General features: G+C 40.6%; 14 protein-coding genes, 1 tRNA gene and 1 pseudogene. 5 read left to right on the forward strand and 11 right to left on the reverse strand.

Annotated features, from left to right (window positions below):
- Positions 1-65: 65 nt before the first annotated feature.
- From Q0486_RS02870 to Q0486_RS02880, 3 genes are read right to left on the reverse strand one after another with little or no spacing between them, the layout of a single operon-like run.
- Positions 66-1,421: an MATE family efflux transporter gene (locus Q0486_RS02870; protein WP_299230203.1), complete on the reverse strand. Its 1,356-nt coding sequence runs from the start codon at positions 1,419-1,421 to the stop codon at positions 66-68.
- Positions 1,421-1,831 carry a PaaI family thioesterase gene (locus tag Q0486_RS02875; protein WP_299230204.1) on the reverse strand — a complete coding sequence of 137 codons (411 nt, stop codon included), beginning with the start codon at positions 1,829-1,831 and terminating at the stop codon, positions 1,421-1,423. Before Q0486_RS02875 ends, Q0486_RS02870 begins: the two co-directional genes overlap by 1 nt.
- 9 nt (positions 1,832-1,840) lie before the next feature.
- Positions 1,841-2,902, reverse strand: a complete 1,062-nt coding sequence (locus Q0486_RS02880) for a DUF2027 domain-containing protein (RefSeq protein ID WP_299230205.1) — start codon at positions 2,900-2,902, stop codon at positions 1,841-1,843.
- A 97-nt stretch (positions 2,903-2,999) separates the two neighbouring features.
- On the opposite strand from Q0486_RS02880, the gene Q0486_RS02885 reads away from it, so the two are divergent.
- The gene (locus tag Q0486_RS02885) at positions 3,000-4,217 is read left to right on the forward strand and encodes an S-adenosylmethionine:tRNA ribosyltransferase-isomerase (RefSeq protein ID WP_299230206.1); all 1,218 of its coding nucleotides are present in this window, start codon (positions 3,000-3,002) and stop codon (positions 4,215-4,217) included.
- Between the two features lie 34 nt (positions 4,218-4,251).
- Positions 4,252-4,749 carry an NUDIX domain-containing protein gene (locus tag Q0486_RS02890; protein ID WP_235340697.1) on the forward strand — a complete coding sequence of 166 codons (498 nt, stop codon included), beginning with the start codon at positions 4,252-4,254 and terminating at the stop codon, positions 4,747-4,749.
- A gap of 86 nt (positions 4,750-4,835) precedes the next feature.
- Here the strand turns inward: Q0486_RS02890 and Q0486_RS02895 are convergent, their stop codons facing one another.
- From Q0486_RS02895 to rimP, 8 genes are all read right to left on the reverse strand, one after another.
- Positions 4,836-6,053, reverse strand: a complete 1,218-nt coding sequence (locus tag Q0486_RS02895) for a cysteine desulfurase (RefSeq protein ID WP_299230207.1) — start codon at positions 6,051-6,053, stop codon at positions 4,836-4,838.
- A gap of 8 nt (positions 6,054-6,061) precedes the next feature.
- Positions 6,062-7,408, reverse strand: coding sequence for a Fe-S cluster assembly protein SufD (gene sufD, locus Q0486_RS02900; protein WP_299230208.1), 1,347 nt, complete (start codon positions 7,406-7,408; stop codon positions 6,062-6,064).
- Between the two features lie 14 nt (positions 7,409-7,422).
- A complete protein-coding gene (sufC, locus tag Q0486_RS02905) occupies positions 7,423-8,175 on the reverse strand; it encodes a Fe-S cluster assembly ATPase SufC (protein ID WP_154045122.1) in 753 nt (250 codons plus the stop codon).
- Positions 8,176-8,311: 136 nt separating this feature from the next.
- Positions 8,312-9,763 (reverse strand): Fe-S cluster assembly protein SufB, encoded by a 1,452-nt coding sequence (gene sufB, locus Q0486_RS02910; protein WP_204393231.1) that lies wholly within the window; start codon positions 9,761-9,763, stop codon positions 8,312-8,314.
- Between the two features lie 6 nt (positions 9,764-9,769).
- Positions 9,770-10,309 carry a CvpA family protein gene (locus Q0486_RS02915; protein ID WP_299230214.1) on the reverse strand — a complete coding sequence of 180 codons (540 nt, stop codon included), beginning with the start codon at positions 10,307-10,309 and terminating at the stop codon, positions 9,770-9,772.
- Positions 10,310-10,431: 122 nt separating this feature from the next.
- On the reverse strand, positions 10,432-13,356 hold the full coding sequence (infB, locus tag Q0486_RS02920; protein WP_299230209.1) for a translation initiation factor IF-2: 2,925 nt from the start codon (positions 13,354-13,356) through the stop codon (positions 10,432-10,434).
- Positions 13,357-13,510: 154 nt separating this feature from the next.
- Entirely contained in the window at positions 13,511-14,764 is a 1,254-nt protein-coding gene (nusA, locus tag Q0486_RS02925; protein WP_299230210.1) for a transcription termination factor NusA, read from the reverse strand.
- Between the two features lie 2 nt (positions 14,765-14,766).
- Positions 14,767-15,234, reverse strand: a complete 468-nt coding sequence (gene rimP, locus Q0486_RS02930) for a ribosome assembly cofactor RimP (protein WP_299230215.1) — start codon at positions 15,232-15,234, stop codon at positions 14,767-14,769.
- Between the two features lie 272 nt (positions 15,235-15,506).
- Here rimP and Q0486_RS02935 point away from each other — a divergent pair.
- From Q0486_RS02935 to Q0486_RS16145, 3 genes and pseudogenes are all read left to right on the forward strand, one after another.
- A tRNA-Phe gene (locus Q0486_RS02935) sits at positions 15,507-15,579 on the forward strand.
- 161 nt (positions 15,580-15,740) lie between these two features.
- Positions 15,741-16,118: a hypothetical protein gene (locus tag Q0486_RS02940; protein ID WP_299230211.1), complete on the forward strand. Its 378-nt coding sequence runs from the start codon at positions 15,741-15,743 to the stop codon at positions 16,116-16,118.
- 79 nt (positions 16,119-16,197) lie between these two features.
- Positions 16,198-16,659 (forward strand): annotated as a pseudogene (locus tag Q0486_RS16145) (transposase); the annotation flags it as partial.

Raw genomic sequence — 16,659 nt, forward strand, 5'->3', positions numbered from 1 at the left:
AACACGAGCGTGTAACGCGCGTGACACGTACGTGTTACGCTAACTTTATATAGAAATTTCTATAATTATCCTTTTATACGAGATAATATCTTTGGGAAATGCCATGCGAATAAAACAGTACAGCACACAGCTGCCGTTGCATCCGAAATTGCTTCGGCTGCAAATATTCCTTCAACTCCACAAAAGTGAGGCAGTATAAGTGCCAGAGGAACAAGGAGAATAACTTTTCTCAACAATGCTATAAAAATGGAAATCTTAGCTTGTCCCAAGGCTACAAACATGTTCTGACATGCACGCTGAAGTCCGAAAATAGACATTCCAGCAAGGAAGAGGGGCATGACATGCGACACTGTTTCTATCAGAACTTCATCGTCAGTAAATACTGATGCTACCAGATGAGGACAGAGTATCATAAAAAGTATCAGCAAAAAGTTGAAACCGAACATGAATGTTACAACTATCTTGAAACATTGTTTCACACGGTCCTTGTTAGCATGACCGTAGTTATAGCTAACTACAGGAATAAATCCCTGAGCGAAACCAACAAGCGGTACACTGGCAAACTGCATGGCACTCTGCATTATGGCTAGTGCGCTGACATAGATATCACCAAAATGTTTAAGACTTCCGTTAAGGACGAAGCCTACTAGACTTTCCGTACTAGCCATAATGAAAGGTGACACTCCAAGAGCAACTACGGACAGAACTATCTTCTTCTGTAGCGTCATATATTTTCGTTCAAGCGGAAGAGATGCCGAACGGGAAGTAAGGAAACGCAGTACCCAAATAGCACTGACGGCTTGCGAAAGGACAGTAGCTATAGCGGCTCCCTTTACTCCCATATCGAAAGTAAAAATGAATATAGGATCGAGAATGATATTCAGCAATGCACCTATTACTACCGACCACATAGCTATGGCAGGTCTTCCCTGCGAGTTTATGAATGTGTTAAGTCCTGTGGATATCTCAACAAAAAGCGTACCAAGCAGATAAACTGAGAGATAATCTTCGGCAAACGGCAGCGTTCTTTCGGAGGCTCCGGTAAGCAGAAGAATAGGTTCCATGAAGATGTATGCTACCAGCGAAGTAATGATAGTGAAAAGTATAAGCATCACAAAACCGTTTCCCAATATGCGTCCGGCCCTCTCGCGATCACCCTGACCTAAAGCCATGGCTGCAAGAGGAGCACCTCCGGCACCTACTATAGATGAAAACGATGATATGAGTATTACTATCGAAGTAGTGACACCTACCCCGGCAAGAGCCTCTGTTCCTATTTCGGGAATATGTCCTATATAGATTCTGTCTACTATATTATAAAGCAGATTTACAAACTGGGCAGCTACGGCAGGCAGTGCCATACGGAACACCAAAGGCAGCATTCTGTCCGTACCCAGTCTTTCTTCATAACGATTGTTCATTACATCAAACTTTCCAGATTTAGTTCAGTCTTTTTCCTGTAGCCGGAACTTGTGAATACAGCAACCGGACAACCTTCCTCATCGGTGATACGCACTTCGATGAAAGGTACCTTTGCATGATTGAATGTCTCCACAGCCTCGGCATATACATATCCGCTACTTACTGCACGCAGGAAAGTGATATTTGCATTAAGCGAAAGTGTAAGCAGATTTCGGCTGTTTGCAACTGCCGCAAAAGCCAAGTCAGCAAGTGTGAACAAGGCTCCCCCTTGACACACTCCTCCCCCGTTCAGGTGTTTGTCCGTAACGAGCATGCGTGCCTTGGCATAACCTTCACACACTTCAAGTAGCTCCACTCCCGCCTCAGCTGCGAAACGGTCGTGGGAAAGCATATCTTTTAGAGTTTTCATAATGACTGATTATTTAATTATAACCATAGTAGCTCCATAACCGTATTCTCGGAACGAAGCATCCTGACTTAAGCATGTCCTATACTTACGCTTAAGTTCATCAAGTAATGCCTTGCGCAGAACTCCGTCGCCCTTTCCGTGGATGAATACTATCTTCTGTCCAGTGTTCCTCTTGTATTCCTCCATAGTCTTGCGAAACACATCAAGCTGATAGTTCAGCATTTCTGCATTTCCCATTCCTGTAGTATCATCTAGAAGAGCGTCTATATGAAGGTCTATTTCGATAATTCCGTTCTTGATTTTCTTCTCTTCCTTGCGCAATACTTTCTTCGGAATATTGTTTCCATCTCCCTTTGAAAATATGGCGTTCTTTATATCATCAGCATTCACATACACCTGTTTTGCTTCTTCATCGTCTTTCACCACATCGTAAATCAATGCAGGTTCGTTGAAGAAATCATTTTCCTGGAAGGTATGGAGCTTATAGAACTTAACAGTATCAATTCTTATCTCTGTAGAAATAGCATTTTTGAGCAGGAAAGTACGGTCATCCTTATATGCAAGGATCTGTACCGCAACGTGTTCCATATCGTTAAGGTCTTTCTTCTCGAATTCCTCAAGAGCCTGTTTCATATTTGGTTTTATAGTACCTCGGCTTCTCAGAGTCCAGCTCTTTCCTTCTGCAGAAAGGTATAAATAGTCGATGAAATAGTTACTGTCGTTCACCAGATACGCATCGAAACCTGTTGTAGTGATAGCCTTTATATCGTGTGGAACAAAAGCCAGATATACATTAAGCACATCGTTACCTCTTATTTCAGGCGCACGATATGTTATCGGTCTGTCATCTTCTTCCTCTTCTTCGTCTTCAACAGGTGCCTGCTGAGGTTTTGAAGTAGACTTCAACGGGATATTATAATCATCGGTCTGAATAACTACGCATTCCTTTATCAGCATAGGAATTTCAAAACCGTCCTCACTCTCTACCAAGGCTGTGTCCTTGCCTTGAAAACCTCTTACTATACCGCCTCCCACTTCGCTGAGGAAACGTACTTTATCTCCAATTTTCATATTCTTTCAGTATTATAGTTCAAGCAAAAGTAGCTACTTTTAAGCAGATACGAAAGTTTTTTATACTTTTGCAGAAAATATTGAAGAAACTACACAGATGGAAGAAACGAAACACATAAAGATAATCGATTACAACTATCCACTTCCGGACGAAAGAATAGCAAAATTCCCGCTGAAAGAGCGCGACAGTTCCAAACTGCTGGTTTACAATCACGGCGAAATAGAAGAAAGAGTCTTCACTTCACTGCCGGAATATATCGAACCGGGTTCACTGATGATTTTCAACAATACAAAGGTTATTCAGGCCAGACTGCATTTCAGAAAGGAAACCGGTGCACTGATAGAAATTTTCTGTCTTGAACCAATAAAGCCCAACGATTACGTACTGAACTTCCAGCAGACAGAACACTCGGCATGGCTCTGCATGGTGGGCAATCTGAAGAAATGGAAAGAAGGTCCGCTGCATAAAGAAATGACAGTGAAAGGCAAGCCACTTACACTTACTGCCACACGAGGCGAATGTCACGGAACGAGCCACTGGATAGACTTCAGCTGGGACAACAGCGAAGTGACTTTTGCTGATATCCTCGAAGTGTTCGGCGAACTTCCTATCCCTCCATATCTGAACCGCAAGACACAGGAAAGCGACAAGGAGACTTACCAGACTGTGTATTCTAAGATAAAAGGTTCTGTGGCTGCACCAACAGCAGGACTACATTTCACAGAGAGAGTGCTTGACACACTGAAGAACAAGGGTGTTGACCTGGAAGAAGTGACTCTGCATGTGGGAGCCGGTACTTTCCGTCCTGTAAAGAGTGAAGAAATAGCAGGACACGATATGCACACGGAATATATCTCTGTAAACAGACAGACCATTGAGAAACTTCTGAAACATGGAGGCGAGACCACTGCCGTGGGAACTACATCTGTAAGAACAATTGAAAGTCTGTATTATATCGGAGTAATCTTAGAGTCAAGACCTGAAGCATCGCAGGAGGAACTGCATGTTAAGCAATGGATGCCATACGAGAACGAAACAAACCTCACTCCGATTCAGGCTCTGCAGAATATCCTCGACTATATGGAAAGAAATCATCTGGACGCTCTGCATACAAGCACTCAGATAATCATCGCTCCGGGATATGAATACAAGATTGTGAAACGTATAGTAACCAACTTCCATCAGCCGCAAAGCACTCTGCTGCTACTGGTTTCGGCATTCGTGAAAGGCGACTGGAGAAAGATTTATGACTATGCGTTGTCTCACGATTTCCGATTTCTGAGTTACGGCGATTCATCGCTGCTGATTCCGTAATGATTGTCAGTTGTTAGTTTTTAGATATCAGAATATGAAAGATAATAGCGAAGAAATGTTCCCTGTAGTAGACGAGGACGGAAACATTTTGTCTGCAGCTACAAGAGGCGAGTGTCACAGCGGCAGCAAGCTGCTGCATCCGGTGGTACATCTGCATGTTTTCAACAGTCGTGGAGAACTCTACCTACAGAAACGTCCGGAATGGAAGGACATACAGCCGGGAAAATGGGATACTGCAGTAGGAGGTCATATCGACTTAGGAGAAAGTGTGGAAATGGCCCTGAAACGCGAAGTCAGAGAGGAGCTCGGAATAGAAGATTTCACTCCTGAACTTCTTACGCACTACGTGTTTGAGTCATCGCGCGAAAAGGAACTTGTTTTTGCCCACAAGACTGTGTACGACGGGGAAATACATCCATCCGAGGAACTGGATGGAGGCAGATTCTGGAGTATTGAGGAAATTAAGGCAAACATGGGGAAAGAAGTTTTCACTCCTAATTTCGAGAGTGAGTTCAAGAGGCTTGGATTTTAATCCAATATCCATATAACATTAAATGGCGTTTAAACAGTATTTAGAAGCTGTTTAAACGCCATTTGATTTATGATTAATCTCAATATTTATCCGAACATCTTGCTCACTCTTTCTATTCCGGCAACCAATGCATCAACTTCTTCTTTAGTGTTATACATACCGAATGAAGCCCGCACTGTTCCCTCTATTCCCAAACGGTGCATAAGAGGTTCTGCGCAGTGATGTCCGGTGCGGACTGCTATTCCAAGGCGGTCGAGCAGTGTTCCCATATCGAAATGGTGGATATCTCCAACAAGGAATGAAATAACTCCTCCCTTATTTTCCGCCTCACCAAAGATGCGCATACCAGGAATTTCTTTCATACGCTGCATCGCATACATGGTAAGTTCATGTTCATGGGCAGCTATATTATCCATACCTATGGCAGAGACATAATCCAACGCTTTTGCCATTGCAGTAGAACCTACATAATCAGGTGTTCCGGCTTCGAACTTGAAAGGCAGCTCGTTGAATGTCGTTCCTTCGAAACTTACATTCTTTATCATCTCTCCACCACCCTGATAAGGAGGCATCTTGTCGAGAAGATCTTCCTTGCCATAAAGCACTCCTATACCGGTAGGACCATAAATCTTATGTGCACTGAACACATAGAAATCGGCATCAATATCCTGTACATCCACCTTCATGTGTGGAATACCCTGTGCTCCGTCTATCAATACCGGAACATTGTGTGCATGGGCTATTGAAGCAATCTGCTTCACCGGATTTATTGTTCCGAGAACATTTGAAACATGAGCTACGGAAACAAGCTTTGTACGTGGAGTAAACAGTTTTTCGTACTCATCAATCAGCAATTCGCCACGGTCGTTCATAGGAATAACTTTCAGAACAATTCCCTTACGGAGTGCCTGAATCTGCCATGAAACGATGTTGCTGTGATGCTCCATCACCGAAACTATAACTTCATCTCCTTCCTTCATAAAAGCATCTGTGAACGATGAAGCTACGAGATTTATACTCTCAGTCGTTCCACGAGTAAAGATTATCTCCGACATGCTGCGCGCATTTATAAACTTACGCACAGTTTCGCGCGATGCCTCATGCAAATTTGTTGCCTGCTGTGAAAGGAAATGAACACCGCGGTGTACATTGGCATTTACAGAATAATACTCATCAACAATTGCATCTACCACACACTTAGGTTTCTGTGTGGTAGCCCCATTGTCCAAGTATATCAACGGCTTGCCATATACTGTTCTTGACAGTATCGGGAAGTCTTCTCTTATTTTCTGAATATCGTACATAGTGTTTTTTATTTTCCACATATCGCACATCCCTGACACTTGTTCAGTTCGCCACGGAATCGTTTTTCAACAAGAAGATGCAAACGGTCTTTTAGTGCCTCCATACGAATCTTATCGATAACTTCATTGACGAATGCAAACATCAATAACAGACGTGCTTCCTTCAGACTGATACCGCGCTGCTGCATGTAGAACAATGCGTTTTCGTCAAGCTGTCCTACGGTAGCTCCGTGAGAACATTTCACATCATCAGCATAAATCTCAAGCTGTGGCTGTGTAAACATACGTGCTTCGCGGGTTGCACATATATTACTGTTTGTCTGCTGTGAATTTGTACGCTGGGCACCTTCACGAACAAGTACTTTACCTGCAAATGCACCTACTGCCTGATCGTCAAGTACATACTTGAAGAGTTCGGTACTTGTACAGTCAGAAGCCTTATGATCGATAAATGTATTGTTATCTACCTGCTCATTCTTGTCGGCAATAGCCATTCCGCAAAGGGTGATTTCTGCACCCTTACCGGCAAGGGTTACTTCTGATGTATTACGTGTTGTACCGTTATGAAGTGTCATACCGTTAAGCAATACATTGCTGTTCGCTTCCTGATGTACATACAGATTGCTGAAACGTACAGTAGAGTTATGAGTTTCCTCGAGTTCGTACAAATCGAAATAAGCATTCTCGCCTACAAAGATTTCCACAACCTGGGTTGAAAGGAAATTCACATCGTCCATAGCATGGTCGCAAACCAGCAGTTTGGCCTGTGCACCGTCTTCAAGGACTATAACAACACGGCGGTTTACCATGAAGTTTACATCAGCACGAAGAATATTGACCAACTGTATAGGTCTATCCAATACTACATTCTTAGGAACATACATGAACACACCATCCTGTGCAAACATTGTGTTAAATGCAGTAACACTGTCTTTAGATGTGTCTGCCAACTGTGAATAGTATTTCTTCACCAGTTCAGGATTTTCCTTTGCCACATCTTTCAGGCTTCCGAAAATGACTCCGGCTGGAAGCTGTGCGGCAGGATTGTCGTGTGTATCGAATGTATCGTTAACCACGAAATAAAGCGAAGTGCTCATATTCGGAACATCGCACTTGAACACTTCATACGGATTTACCGGTATCTCCAGGCGGTTAAGGTTCAATCCGTAGTCCGGTGCAAAGAACTTTGCGACATCCGTATATTTGTACTTTTCAACCTTCTGTGAAGGGAATCCTGCTGCCTCGAAATCAGCAAAAGCCTTGGCACGCGGAGCGTTAAGCACGTCTGCACTGTGGCGGCATATCATGGCTTCACATTGGGTGAAAAGGTCTATATATTGTTGTTCTGCTTTCATGTTATTTCGTCTCTTTACTCTCCCAATTCTTTCTTAATCCAGTCATAACCCTTCTCTTCGAGTTCAAGTGCAAGTTCAGGACCTGCAGTCTTCACGATACGTCCTTTGTAAAGAACGTGTACGATGTCGGGTTTGATATAGTCCAACAGACGCTGGTAGTGGGTAATAACGATACAGCTTGTTTCAGGAGTCTTGAGCTTGTTCACACCTTCGGCTACGATACGCAAAGCATCGATGTCAAGACCTGAGTCTGTTTCGTCAAGAATACTCAACTTTGGTTCAAGCATTGCCATCTGGAAGATTTCGTTACGTTTCTTCTCACCTCCTGAGAATCCTTCGTTTACTGAACGGTTGGCAAGCTTACTGTCAAGCTCAACGATTTCACGTTTCTGTCTCATCAGTTTCAAGAATTCACTTGCAGTAAGTGCAGGCAGACCTTTGTATTTACGCTGCTCGTTAACTGCGGCACGCATAAAGTTTACCATGCTCACTCCTGGAATTTCTACAGGATACTGGAATGATAGGAACAATCCTTCGTGGCTGCGGTCTTCAGGCTTAAGACTAAGCAGGTCTTTGCCAAGGAATGTAACAGAACCTTTTGTTACTTCGTATGCAGGATGTCCGACAAGCACATTACTCAATGTACTTTTACCAGAGCCGTTAGGTCCCATTATGGCATGAACTTCACCCGGCTTAACAGTAAGGTTAATACCTTTCAATATCTCTTTGCCGTTAATATTGGCATGTAAGTCTTTTATCTCTAACATATTTTTGTAAGTTTAACTTCGTTGACCTTCGGTTGTTAGTTTTTAAGTTTGTTAGTTAGTGAGTTTTGTTAGTTAGTGAGTTCATCTACGTTATCATAAACAAACTTAAGAACTAAAGAACTCAAAAACTCAAAAATTATCCCACACTTCCTTCAAGTGATACTGACAGAAGCTTCTGAGCCTCAACAGCAAACTCCATAGGAAGCTTGTTTATAACTTCTTTTGCATATCCGTTCACAATAAGTCCTATGGCATCCTCAGTAGTTATACCACGCTGATTACAATAGAACAACTGGTCTTCAGAAATCTTGGATGTAGTGGCTTCGTGCTCTACTATAGCAGTTTCATTATGTACATCCATATATGGGAATGTATGTGCACCGCACTTGCTGCCAAGCAACAGAGAGTCACACTGGCTATAGTTACGTGCATTATCCGCTCTTTCTGCCACACGTACAAGTCCACGGTACGAATTCTGGCTCTTTCCGGCACTGATACCTTTACTTACGATAGTTGAACGAGTGTTCTTTCCAAGGTGTATCATCTTAGTTCCCGTATCGGCCTGCTGGTAATTGTTTGTTACAGCTACAGAATAGAACTCGGCAGTTGAATTATCACCAGCAAGAATACAGCTAGGATATTTCCATGTGATAGCAGAACCTGTTTCCACCTGTGTCCATGAAAGCTTGCTGTCATTACCTTTACAGATACCACGTTTTGTTACGAAGTTATAGACACCACCCTTTCCTTCGGCATCTCCCGGATACCAGTTCTGTACGGTAGAGTATTTCACTTCAGCACGATCCATTACTACGATTTCAACAATTGCAGCATGCAACTGGTTTTCATCGCGCATAGGAGCAGTACATCCTTCAAGGTATGAAACATAACTGTCATCATCGGCAACAATCAGTGTCCTTTCAAACTGACCTGTATTGGCAGCATTGATACGGAAATATGTTGAAAGTTCCATAGGGCAACGTACTCCCTTAGGAATATATACGAACGACCCGTCGCTGAAAACAGCTGAATTAAGAGCCGCAAAGAAATTATCACGATAGCCAACAACAGAGCCAAGATATTTCTTCACCAAATCAGGATGTTCTCTTACAGCCTCACTCATGGAACAGAAGATAATACCCTTCTCCATAAGTGTCTCCTTGAAAGTGGTCTTGACAGACACTGAGTCCATTACGGCATCTACAGCCATACCACTCAATGCCATCTGCTCTTCCAATGGAATACCAAGCTTATTGAATGTTTTCAAGAGTTCCGGATCGACTTCTTCCATAGATTTTGGTCCTTCTTTCTTCTTTGTAGGATCGGCATAATATGATATTGCCTGATAATCGATCTCAGGAATGTCAAGATGTGCCCATGTAGGCATCTCAAGTGTCAGCCAGTGACGGTATGCCTTAAGGCGGAATTCAAGAAGCCACTCAGGTTCACCCTTCTTTTCAGAAATCAGACGAACGACATCCTCATTAAGTCCTTTTTCTATTATATCTGTATGAACATCGGTAGTGAAACCATATTTATATTTCTCCTGCGTCAGTTCCTTTACATATTTATTAGGTTCTTCTTGCATATGTAATTATATTATATCTGTTTGAATAATCTCATTTGTCACATTTTTTAATGTCGGTATAAAGATACCTGAAAGTTCCTTTACCGGATAATATAACAAAGAAGACTGCTTAACTGTTCGATTTATAAGTTCATCTTTACTGTCAATATATTCTAAAAAACTTATGGCAAGGCTTACGATGAAGGCATATTTCAACGCTCCGAGCAACGCCCCCAACAACCTGTTCATTATACCTAAATGTACTATTTCCAACGCTTTGGTAAGCATAGAAGCCAATATTAGAAATATAACAGGAACAAGTATCCAAATCAGGAAAAAAGCTATAACCTGAGCAACAGACAATGACGTACCAAGCTCAACAGCCAGTTTCTCTCCCAATTGTGAGAACAAAGCACGCGCCAGCAGTAATCCTGCTATGAGTCCAACCATAGTTGCAGCTTGTTTTATAGCTCCTTTCATAAATCCCAATACTACTCCAAGTGCAATAATAGCTATAATTATCCAATCCAAAACGCTTAAATTTAAAGACAAAGCTTCAAGAGTCATTGCTTTTGATGTTTTTTGAAACAATAAAGACGGAGAGTTTATAAACAAAGAATGAAAAATGAAGAATGAACCTGACAGAAGTGCCTTTTTCATTCCTCACTTTTCACTCTGAAAAACTGTTATTATAGTGTCTGTTTTACTTCTACTTCTTCGTAAGTTTCGATAATGTCACCCACTTTAATATCATTACAGTTTGTGAGGCTGATACCACATTCGAAGTTTGTACCTACTTCCTTAACATCATCCTTGAAACGTTTCAAGGCATTAATAGAACCAGTAAATACTACAATACCATCACGGATAAGGCGAGCCTTGTCAGTACGTTTAACCTTACCTGTCTTGACCATAGCTCCGGCAACCTGTCCAACCTTGCTGATATTGAACACTTCACGAACTTCGATAGTTGCAGTAACCTGTTCTTTCAATGTAGGAGCAAGCATACCTTCCATAGCAGCCTTGACTTCTTCGATAGCGTCGTAAATAATAGAATACTTACGTATATCCACACCTTCCTGTTCTGCAAGTTTAGCAGCATTGCTTGAAGGACGTACCTGGAAACCAACGATGATAGCATCGGAAGCAGCAGCCAATGAAACGTCTGATTCTGAGATCTGACCAACTCCCTTATGTATAACATTAACCTGTATCTGTTCTGTTGACAACTTAATAAGTGAGTCGCTCAATGCTTCTACTGAACCGTCAACGTCACCCTTAACGATGATATTAAGTTCATGGAAGTCTCCCAATGCAAGACGACGTCCAACTTCATCAAGAGTAAGCATCTTCTGTGTACGCAATCCCTGTTCACGGGCCAACTGTTCACGCTTGTTGGCGATTTCACGAGCTTCCTGGTCTGTATCGAATACGTGGAATGTATCACCTGCAGCAGGAGCACCGTTAAGACCAAGTATTAATACAGGTTCTGCTGGACCTGCTTCTTTCATACGCTGATTACGTTCGTTAAACATAGCCTTAACCTTACCGTATGATGTACCTGCCAATACAATGTCGCCCACATGCAATGTACCGTTTGATACAAGAACCGTAGCCACGTATCCACGTCCCTTATCCAAAGAAGATTCAATAATAGAACCTGTTGCCTTACGATTTGGATTTGCTTTAAGATCAAGCATTTCTGCTTCAAGCAATACTTTCTCCAACAGATCGTTAACACCAAGACCTGTCTTTGCAGAAATATCTTGTGACTGATACTTACCACCCCATTCTTCTACAAGGAAATTCATGGCAGCAAGTTCTTCTTTTATCTTATCAGGATTAGCATTAGGCTTATCAACCTTATTGATTGCGAATACTATAGGCACTCCGGCAGCCATAGCATGGTTGATAGCTTCCTTAGTCTGAGGCATCACATTATCATCGGCAGCAACGATAATGATTACAACGTCAGTAACCTTAGCGCCACGGGCACGCATCGCAGTAAACGCCTCATGACCCGGAGTATCAAGGAATGTTATACGACGACCGTCATCCAATTTCACATTGTAGGCACCGATGTGCTGAGTGATACCACCAGCCTCACCGGCTATAACATTAGCCTTACGTATATAGTCAAGCAATGAAGTCTTACCGTGGTCAACGTGTCCCATCACAGTAACGATTGGAGCACGTGGTTCAAGATCTTCTTCAGCATCTGCTTCTTCCTCTATGGCCTGTGCAACTTCTGCACTTACATATTCAGTTTTATATCCGAATTCTTCAGCTACAAGATTAATAGTCTCAGCATCAAGACGCTGGTTAATAGAAACCATAATACCAACGCTCATACATGTAGAGATGACCTGAGTAACAGATATATCCATCATGTTAGCCAGCTCATTTGCAGTAACAAACTCAGTAAGTTTAAGCACTTTGCTTTCTTCCATTTCGAGTTCTTCCTGCTCTAACTGACGGTTTTGAATATTTTCACGTTTTTCCTTACGATATTTTGCAGCTTTATTTTTACCTTTATTGGTAAGACGCGCTAGAGTTTCCTTAACTTGCTTAGCTACATCCTCATCGCTGACTTCTTGTTTAGCAACAGGTTTCTTAAATTTATCCTTTCCAGCATTCTTACCTCCTCCTTGGTTCTTTCCAGATTTTTCACCTTTAGGATTAGCTCCATGAGGCTGGGATGATTGAGTACTGTAAATATCTACACGTTCCTTGTTGATTCTGTTACGTTTTTTCTTTTTTGATCCGTCATCCTGTCCGCCCTTCTCAGTTTTTTCATCACTCTTGCGTATTTCCTTGATAATAGCATCTTTCATCTGCTTACGCTGTTCCTGACGCATCTTATCTTTTTCTTCTCTTTCTTTACGCTTTTCTTCTTTCGATTTCTTTTTAGGACGAGTTGACTGATTAAGTGCAGCCAAATCTATTTGACCCACTACATTGATTTTTGACTTAAATTCTGTTGGACGGATTTTAAAGACACCGTCATCATTTACTTTGTTTTCCGCTTCTTCTATTTTTTCTTCCATCGGCTCATTTATAACTTCGTCTGCTTTTGCATCCGTCTGTTGACTTTCTTTTTCTTCAATTATCTCAGTAACTTGCTCCTGTGGTTCAGATTTTATTTGTTCTGGTTGAGTAGCTTCATTTATGATTTCAACTTTATTTTCTTCCTCAACTTTTACTTCAACTTTAGCTGGATCTTCATCTACAACTTTCTGCTCAACAACTGGAGATGATTTTTTACTTTTCTTTTTATTTATACTATCCAGATCAATTTTCCCAATAGGTTTAAATTTCTGGCGTACTTCCTCTACTACTACAGTTTCCGATTTGACAACATCATCAGCAATGTCGTCAATAGAAACGGAAGCCTTATTTCTTTCTTTATTCTGACGTTCCTGAATAATTTTTTCCGACTTCAACTTCAAGTCTTTATCGTTATTAAACTCTTTTACCAGTTCTGCATACTGCTCTTCTGTTATCTTTGTGTTTGGATTAGCTTCCACACTGTATCCTTTTTTCTGCAAGAAGTCAACAGCCGTTGCTATCCCTACATTTAAATCTCTTGCTACTTTATTAAGTCTTATCGTCATAATATTCAATTACAATTAAAAATTAACAATAAAAAACTAGTTATTATTTCAACTAGTTCTTAGTCAACCAACAATAAAAAGGCAGAACCGGCATTCTATAAAATAAAGAATGAACAGTTCCTATACCTGTACATTCTTTATTATGAGTTCACAATTATTCAAATTCCGCCTTCAATATGCGCAAAACGTCGTCAACAGTATTTTCCTCAAGGTCAGCTTTTTCAATGAGCATCTCTCTCGGTGCATTCAATACTCCCTTTGCAGTATCAATACCTATACCTTTAATGGCATTGATAACCCATTCATCAATTTCGTCCTTAAATTCATCAAGATAGATATCATCCTCCGTGGCATTTTCATCAAGTTCACGATACACATCTATAGTGTACTCTGTGAGCATACTTGCTAATTTTATGTTCATACCACCTTTACCAATAGCCAAAGAGACCTCCTCAGGCTTCAAATAAACTTCAGCCCTTTTTTCTTCTTCATGCATTACTATTGAAGATATTTTAGCCGGACTTAAAGCTCTTTGAATAAACAACTGTATATTTGATGTATAGTTTATTACATCAATATTTTCGTTACGTAATTCTCTTACAATACCATGAATTCTTGACCCTTTTACACCGACACAAGCCCCTACCGGATCAATTCTTTCGTCATACGATTCTACTGCTATTTTAGCTCGTTCACCTGGTATACGTGCTATTTTCTTTATAGTGATTATTCCATCATTAATTTCAGGCACCTCTTGTTCGAAAAGTCTTTGAAGGAAAACAGGAGAAGTACGGCTTAAGATAATCTTCGGATTGTTATTTCTATTATCGACTCTGGCAACCACAGCTCTTGCAGTTTCACCCTTACGGTAAAAATCACCTGGAATTTGTTCTGTTTTTGGCAACAACAATTCATTACCCTCATCATCAAGCATCAGAATTTCCTTCTTCCAGATTTGATATACTTCAGCACTTACAACTTTACCAACCTGCTCGATATACTTATTGTATAAACTGTCTTTTTCCAATTCAAGTATTTTGGAAGCCAAAGTCTGTCGTAAGTTCAAGATAGCTCTTCTACCAAATTTTTCAAAGATAACCTCGTCTGTGACTTCTTCACCAATCTCATATGACGCATCTATCTTTCGAGCTTCTGTAAGTGAAATTTGCTTGTTTGCATTATTAAAATCCTCATCAGCAACAACTTCACGATTACGCCATATTTCAAAGTCACCTTTATCCGGGTTTACTATAACGTCATAGTTTTCATCCGAACCAAACATTTTTGCAATTACGCTACGGAACGATTCTTCCAACACTCCCACCATTGTGGTACGGTCAATATTCTTCAGCTCCTTGAACTCAGAAAAGGTATCAATCAAGCTTACTGTTTCCTCTTTTTTGGCCATAATTATTTAAAGCTAATTAAATATTTTGTATATTTTATTTCGTCGTATTTAAATGTCACCAATTGTTCAACCATTTTTGGACGTTTGCTACCTTCGGGCTTTATCTTAGATTGGATTGTCAAAGAAAACTGATTGTCATCAACTTCAGTAAGTATTCCTTTATATTTTTTTCCATCATTTGCCAATACCTCAACTTCACATCCTTTATGGATGACATATTGCTGAAGAACCTTGAAAGGCTGTCCTATACCAGCTGAGCCAACTTCAAGCTCATAATCTTCTTCGTCACGACTGAGATTTGCCTCAATATACCTACTCAGTTCAACACAATCATCAATCCATACACCTTCAGCATGATCTATTTCAACAACAATTTTATCATCCGGACTCACCGTGACATCTACTAAAAAATAATCCTTATCTTCAAGCCATTGCGAAACTATCCGACTTACTACGTTTTTATCTATCATGAGTAAAATTTTAAGAATAAAAAAGAGGAGCTTAATTGCCCCTCCACCTTTCATCCATATCGAACGCAAAGTTACAAATATTATATTGTAATTCAAAATATTAATTCCATTTTTATTCATTTTCACAAATAAACAAAAAGTAATTGATACATTTAAAACACATATAATTTTTAAATGCAAAATAATTGCATAAAAAATCTACTTTTTTTTATGCAATTATTTTGCATTTAAAAATAAAATACATACCTTTGCAACCGCAAACGAAAAACAATGGTGCCATAGCTCAGTTGGTAGAGCAAAGGACTGAAAATCCTTGTGTCCCCGGTTCGATTCCTGGTGGCACCACATTTAAATAGTAAAAGACAATAAGATCCTGATTTCCAAGTGAAATCAGGATCTTTTATTGCTATTACAAAATAGGAATATTCATGAATCAACGTAAAAACCTAAGGAGTTAATTCAATAAAATACTATCTTTGCCTACAAGAATAAAAAAAAATAATACAATGGAAACAAACGGTTATCGTCTCCTTCTTCCTGAAGGAACTCTTGATTATTTCAACATATCAGATGTAAAGGAAAGCAATACTGAGATAATAATGAAGAATGAAGTTCCGAAAGAGTACTCTGAGAGTAAAGTTGAGAGTAAGGGCTTTTATGATCCGCTAACAGTACAAGACTTTCCAATCCGTGGAAAGAAGGTATTTCTAAACATCCGTCGTCGCCGATGGGTTTTAAAGGATGAGGACCGCTATGTAAGCCGTAACTGGAAACTGGTTGCTCAAGGCAGCCGTATGACGCAAGAATTTGCGTCTTTGTTAGGGACATTCAGTAAATATTATAAAATTAGCCAACTAATTCATACACAAAGTGTTGCGAATTAGTTGGCTTTTTTGTATCCTTAGGTATTCCCCCGAAAATAAGGTTTGACGGCCAAAACGGGGGAAATCCCCCAATAAAGATATGGCTAAGATACAAAATATTTCGGAAATTCACCCTACTTTGGGTTTTACAGAATTTGATATTCTGGAAAAATATCGCAAGAGTTTTAATGAGAGTGAGCTTGGCAGGCTTCATTCAGTGTTCCCTTTTGAAGTTATGGCATAAACCATTGGGCTGTCTGAAAATCGTCTTGGACGCAGGAATATATTCAGTCTTTCCGCAAAGATTACCCTTATGATCCTGAAGGCCTATACCGGACTTTCTGACAGACATCTTGTGGAACATCTTAACGGCAACATACATTACCAGATGTTCTGCGGAATCATGATAGACCCGTCTTTCCCCATAACCAACTACAAGATAGTAAGCGCCATCCGTAATGAGATAGTAGCCCGTTTTGACATTGAATCCCTTCAGGAGATACTGGCCACACACTGGAAACCATATCTTGAGAACCTTCACGTGTGCATGACAGATACCACT

Origin of the sequence: uncultured Bacteroides sp., assembly GCF_937912035.1 — a bacterium.
GTDB lineage: Bacteria > Bacteroidota > Bacteroidia > Bacteroidales > Bacteroidaceae > Phocaeicola.

Bases quoted from the DNA above. Each gene is read 5' to 3' on its own strand.
- Q0486_RS02870 (WP_299230203.1), bottom strand. From the start codon at position 1,421: ATGAACAATCGTTATGAAGAAAGACTGGGTACGGACAGAATGCTGCCT.
- Q0486_RS02875 (WP_299230204.1), bottom strand. From the start codon at position 1,831: ATGAAAACTCTAAAAGATATGCTTTCCCACGACCGTTTCGCAGCTGAG.
- Q0486_RS02880 (WP_299230205.1), bottom strand. From the start codon at position 2,902: ATGAAAATTGGAGATAAAGTACGTTTCCTCAGCGAAGTGGGAGGCGGT.
- Q0486_RS02885 (WP_299230206.1), top strand. From the start codon at position 3,000: ATGGAAGAAACGAAACACATAAAGATAATCGATTACAACTATCCACTT.
- Q0486_RS02890 (WP_235340697.1), top strand. From the start codon at position 4,252: ATGAAAGATAATAGCGAAGAAATGTTCCCTGTAGTAGACGAGGACGGA.
- Q0486_RS02895 (WP_299230207.1), bottom strand. From the start codon at position 6,053: ATGTACGATATTCAGAAAATAAGAGAAGACTTCCCGATACTGTCAAGA.
- sufD (WP_299230208.1), bottom strand. From the start codon at position 7,408: ATGAAAGCAGAACAACAATATATAGACCTTTTCACCCAATGTGAAGCC.
- sufC (WP_154045122.1), bottom strand. From the start codon at position 8,175: ATGTTAGAGATAAAAGACTTACATGCCAATATTAACGGCAAAGAGATA.
- sufB (WP_204393231.1), bottom strand. From the start codon at position 9,763: ATGCAAGAAGAACCTAATAAATATGTAAAGGAACTGACGCAGGAGAAA.
- Q0486_RS02915 (WP_299230214.1), bottom strand. From the start codon at position 10,309: ATGACTCTTGAAGCTTTGTCTTTAAATTTAAGCGTTTTGGATTGGATA.
- infB (WP_299230209.1), bottom strand. From the start codon at position 13,356: ATGACGATAAGACTTAATAAAGTAGCAAGAGATTTAAATGTAGGGATA.
- nusA (WP_299230210.1), bottom strand. From the start codon at position 14,764: ATGGCCAAAAAAGAGGAAACAGTAAGCTTGATTGATACCTTTTCTGAG.
- rimP (WP_299230215.1), bottom strand. From the start codon at position 15,234: ATGATAGATAAAAACGTAGTAAGTCGGATAGTTTCGCAATGGCTTGAA.
- Q0486_RS02940 (WP_299230211.1), top strand. From the start codon at position 15,741: ATGGAAACAAACGGTTATCGTCTCCTTCTTCCTGAAGGAACTCTTGAT.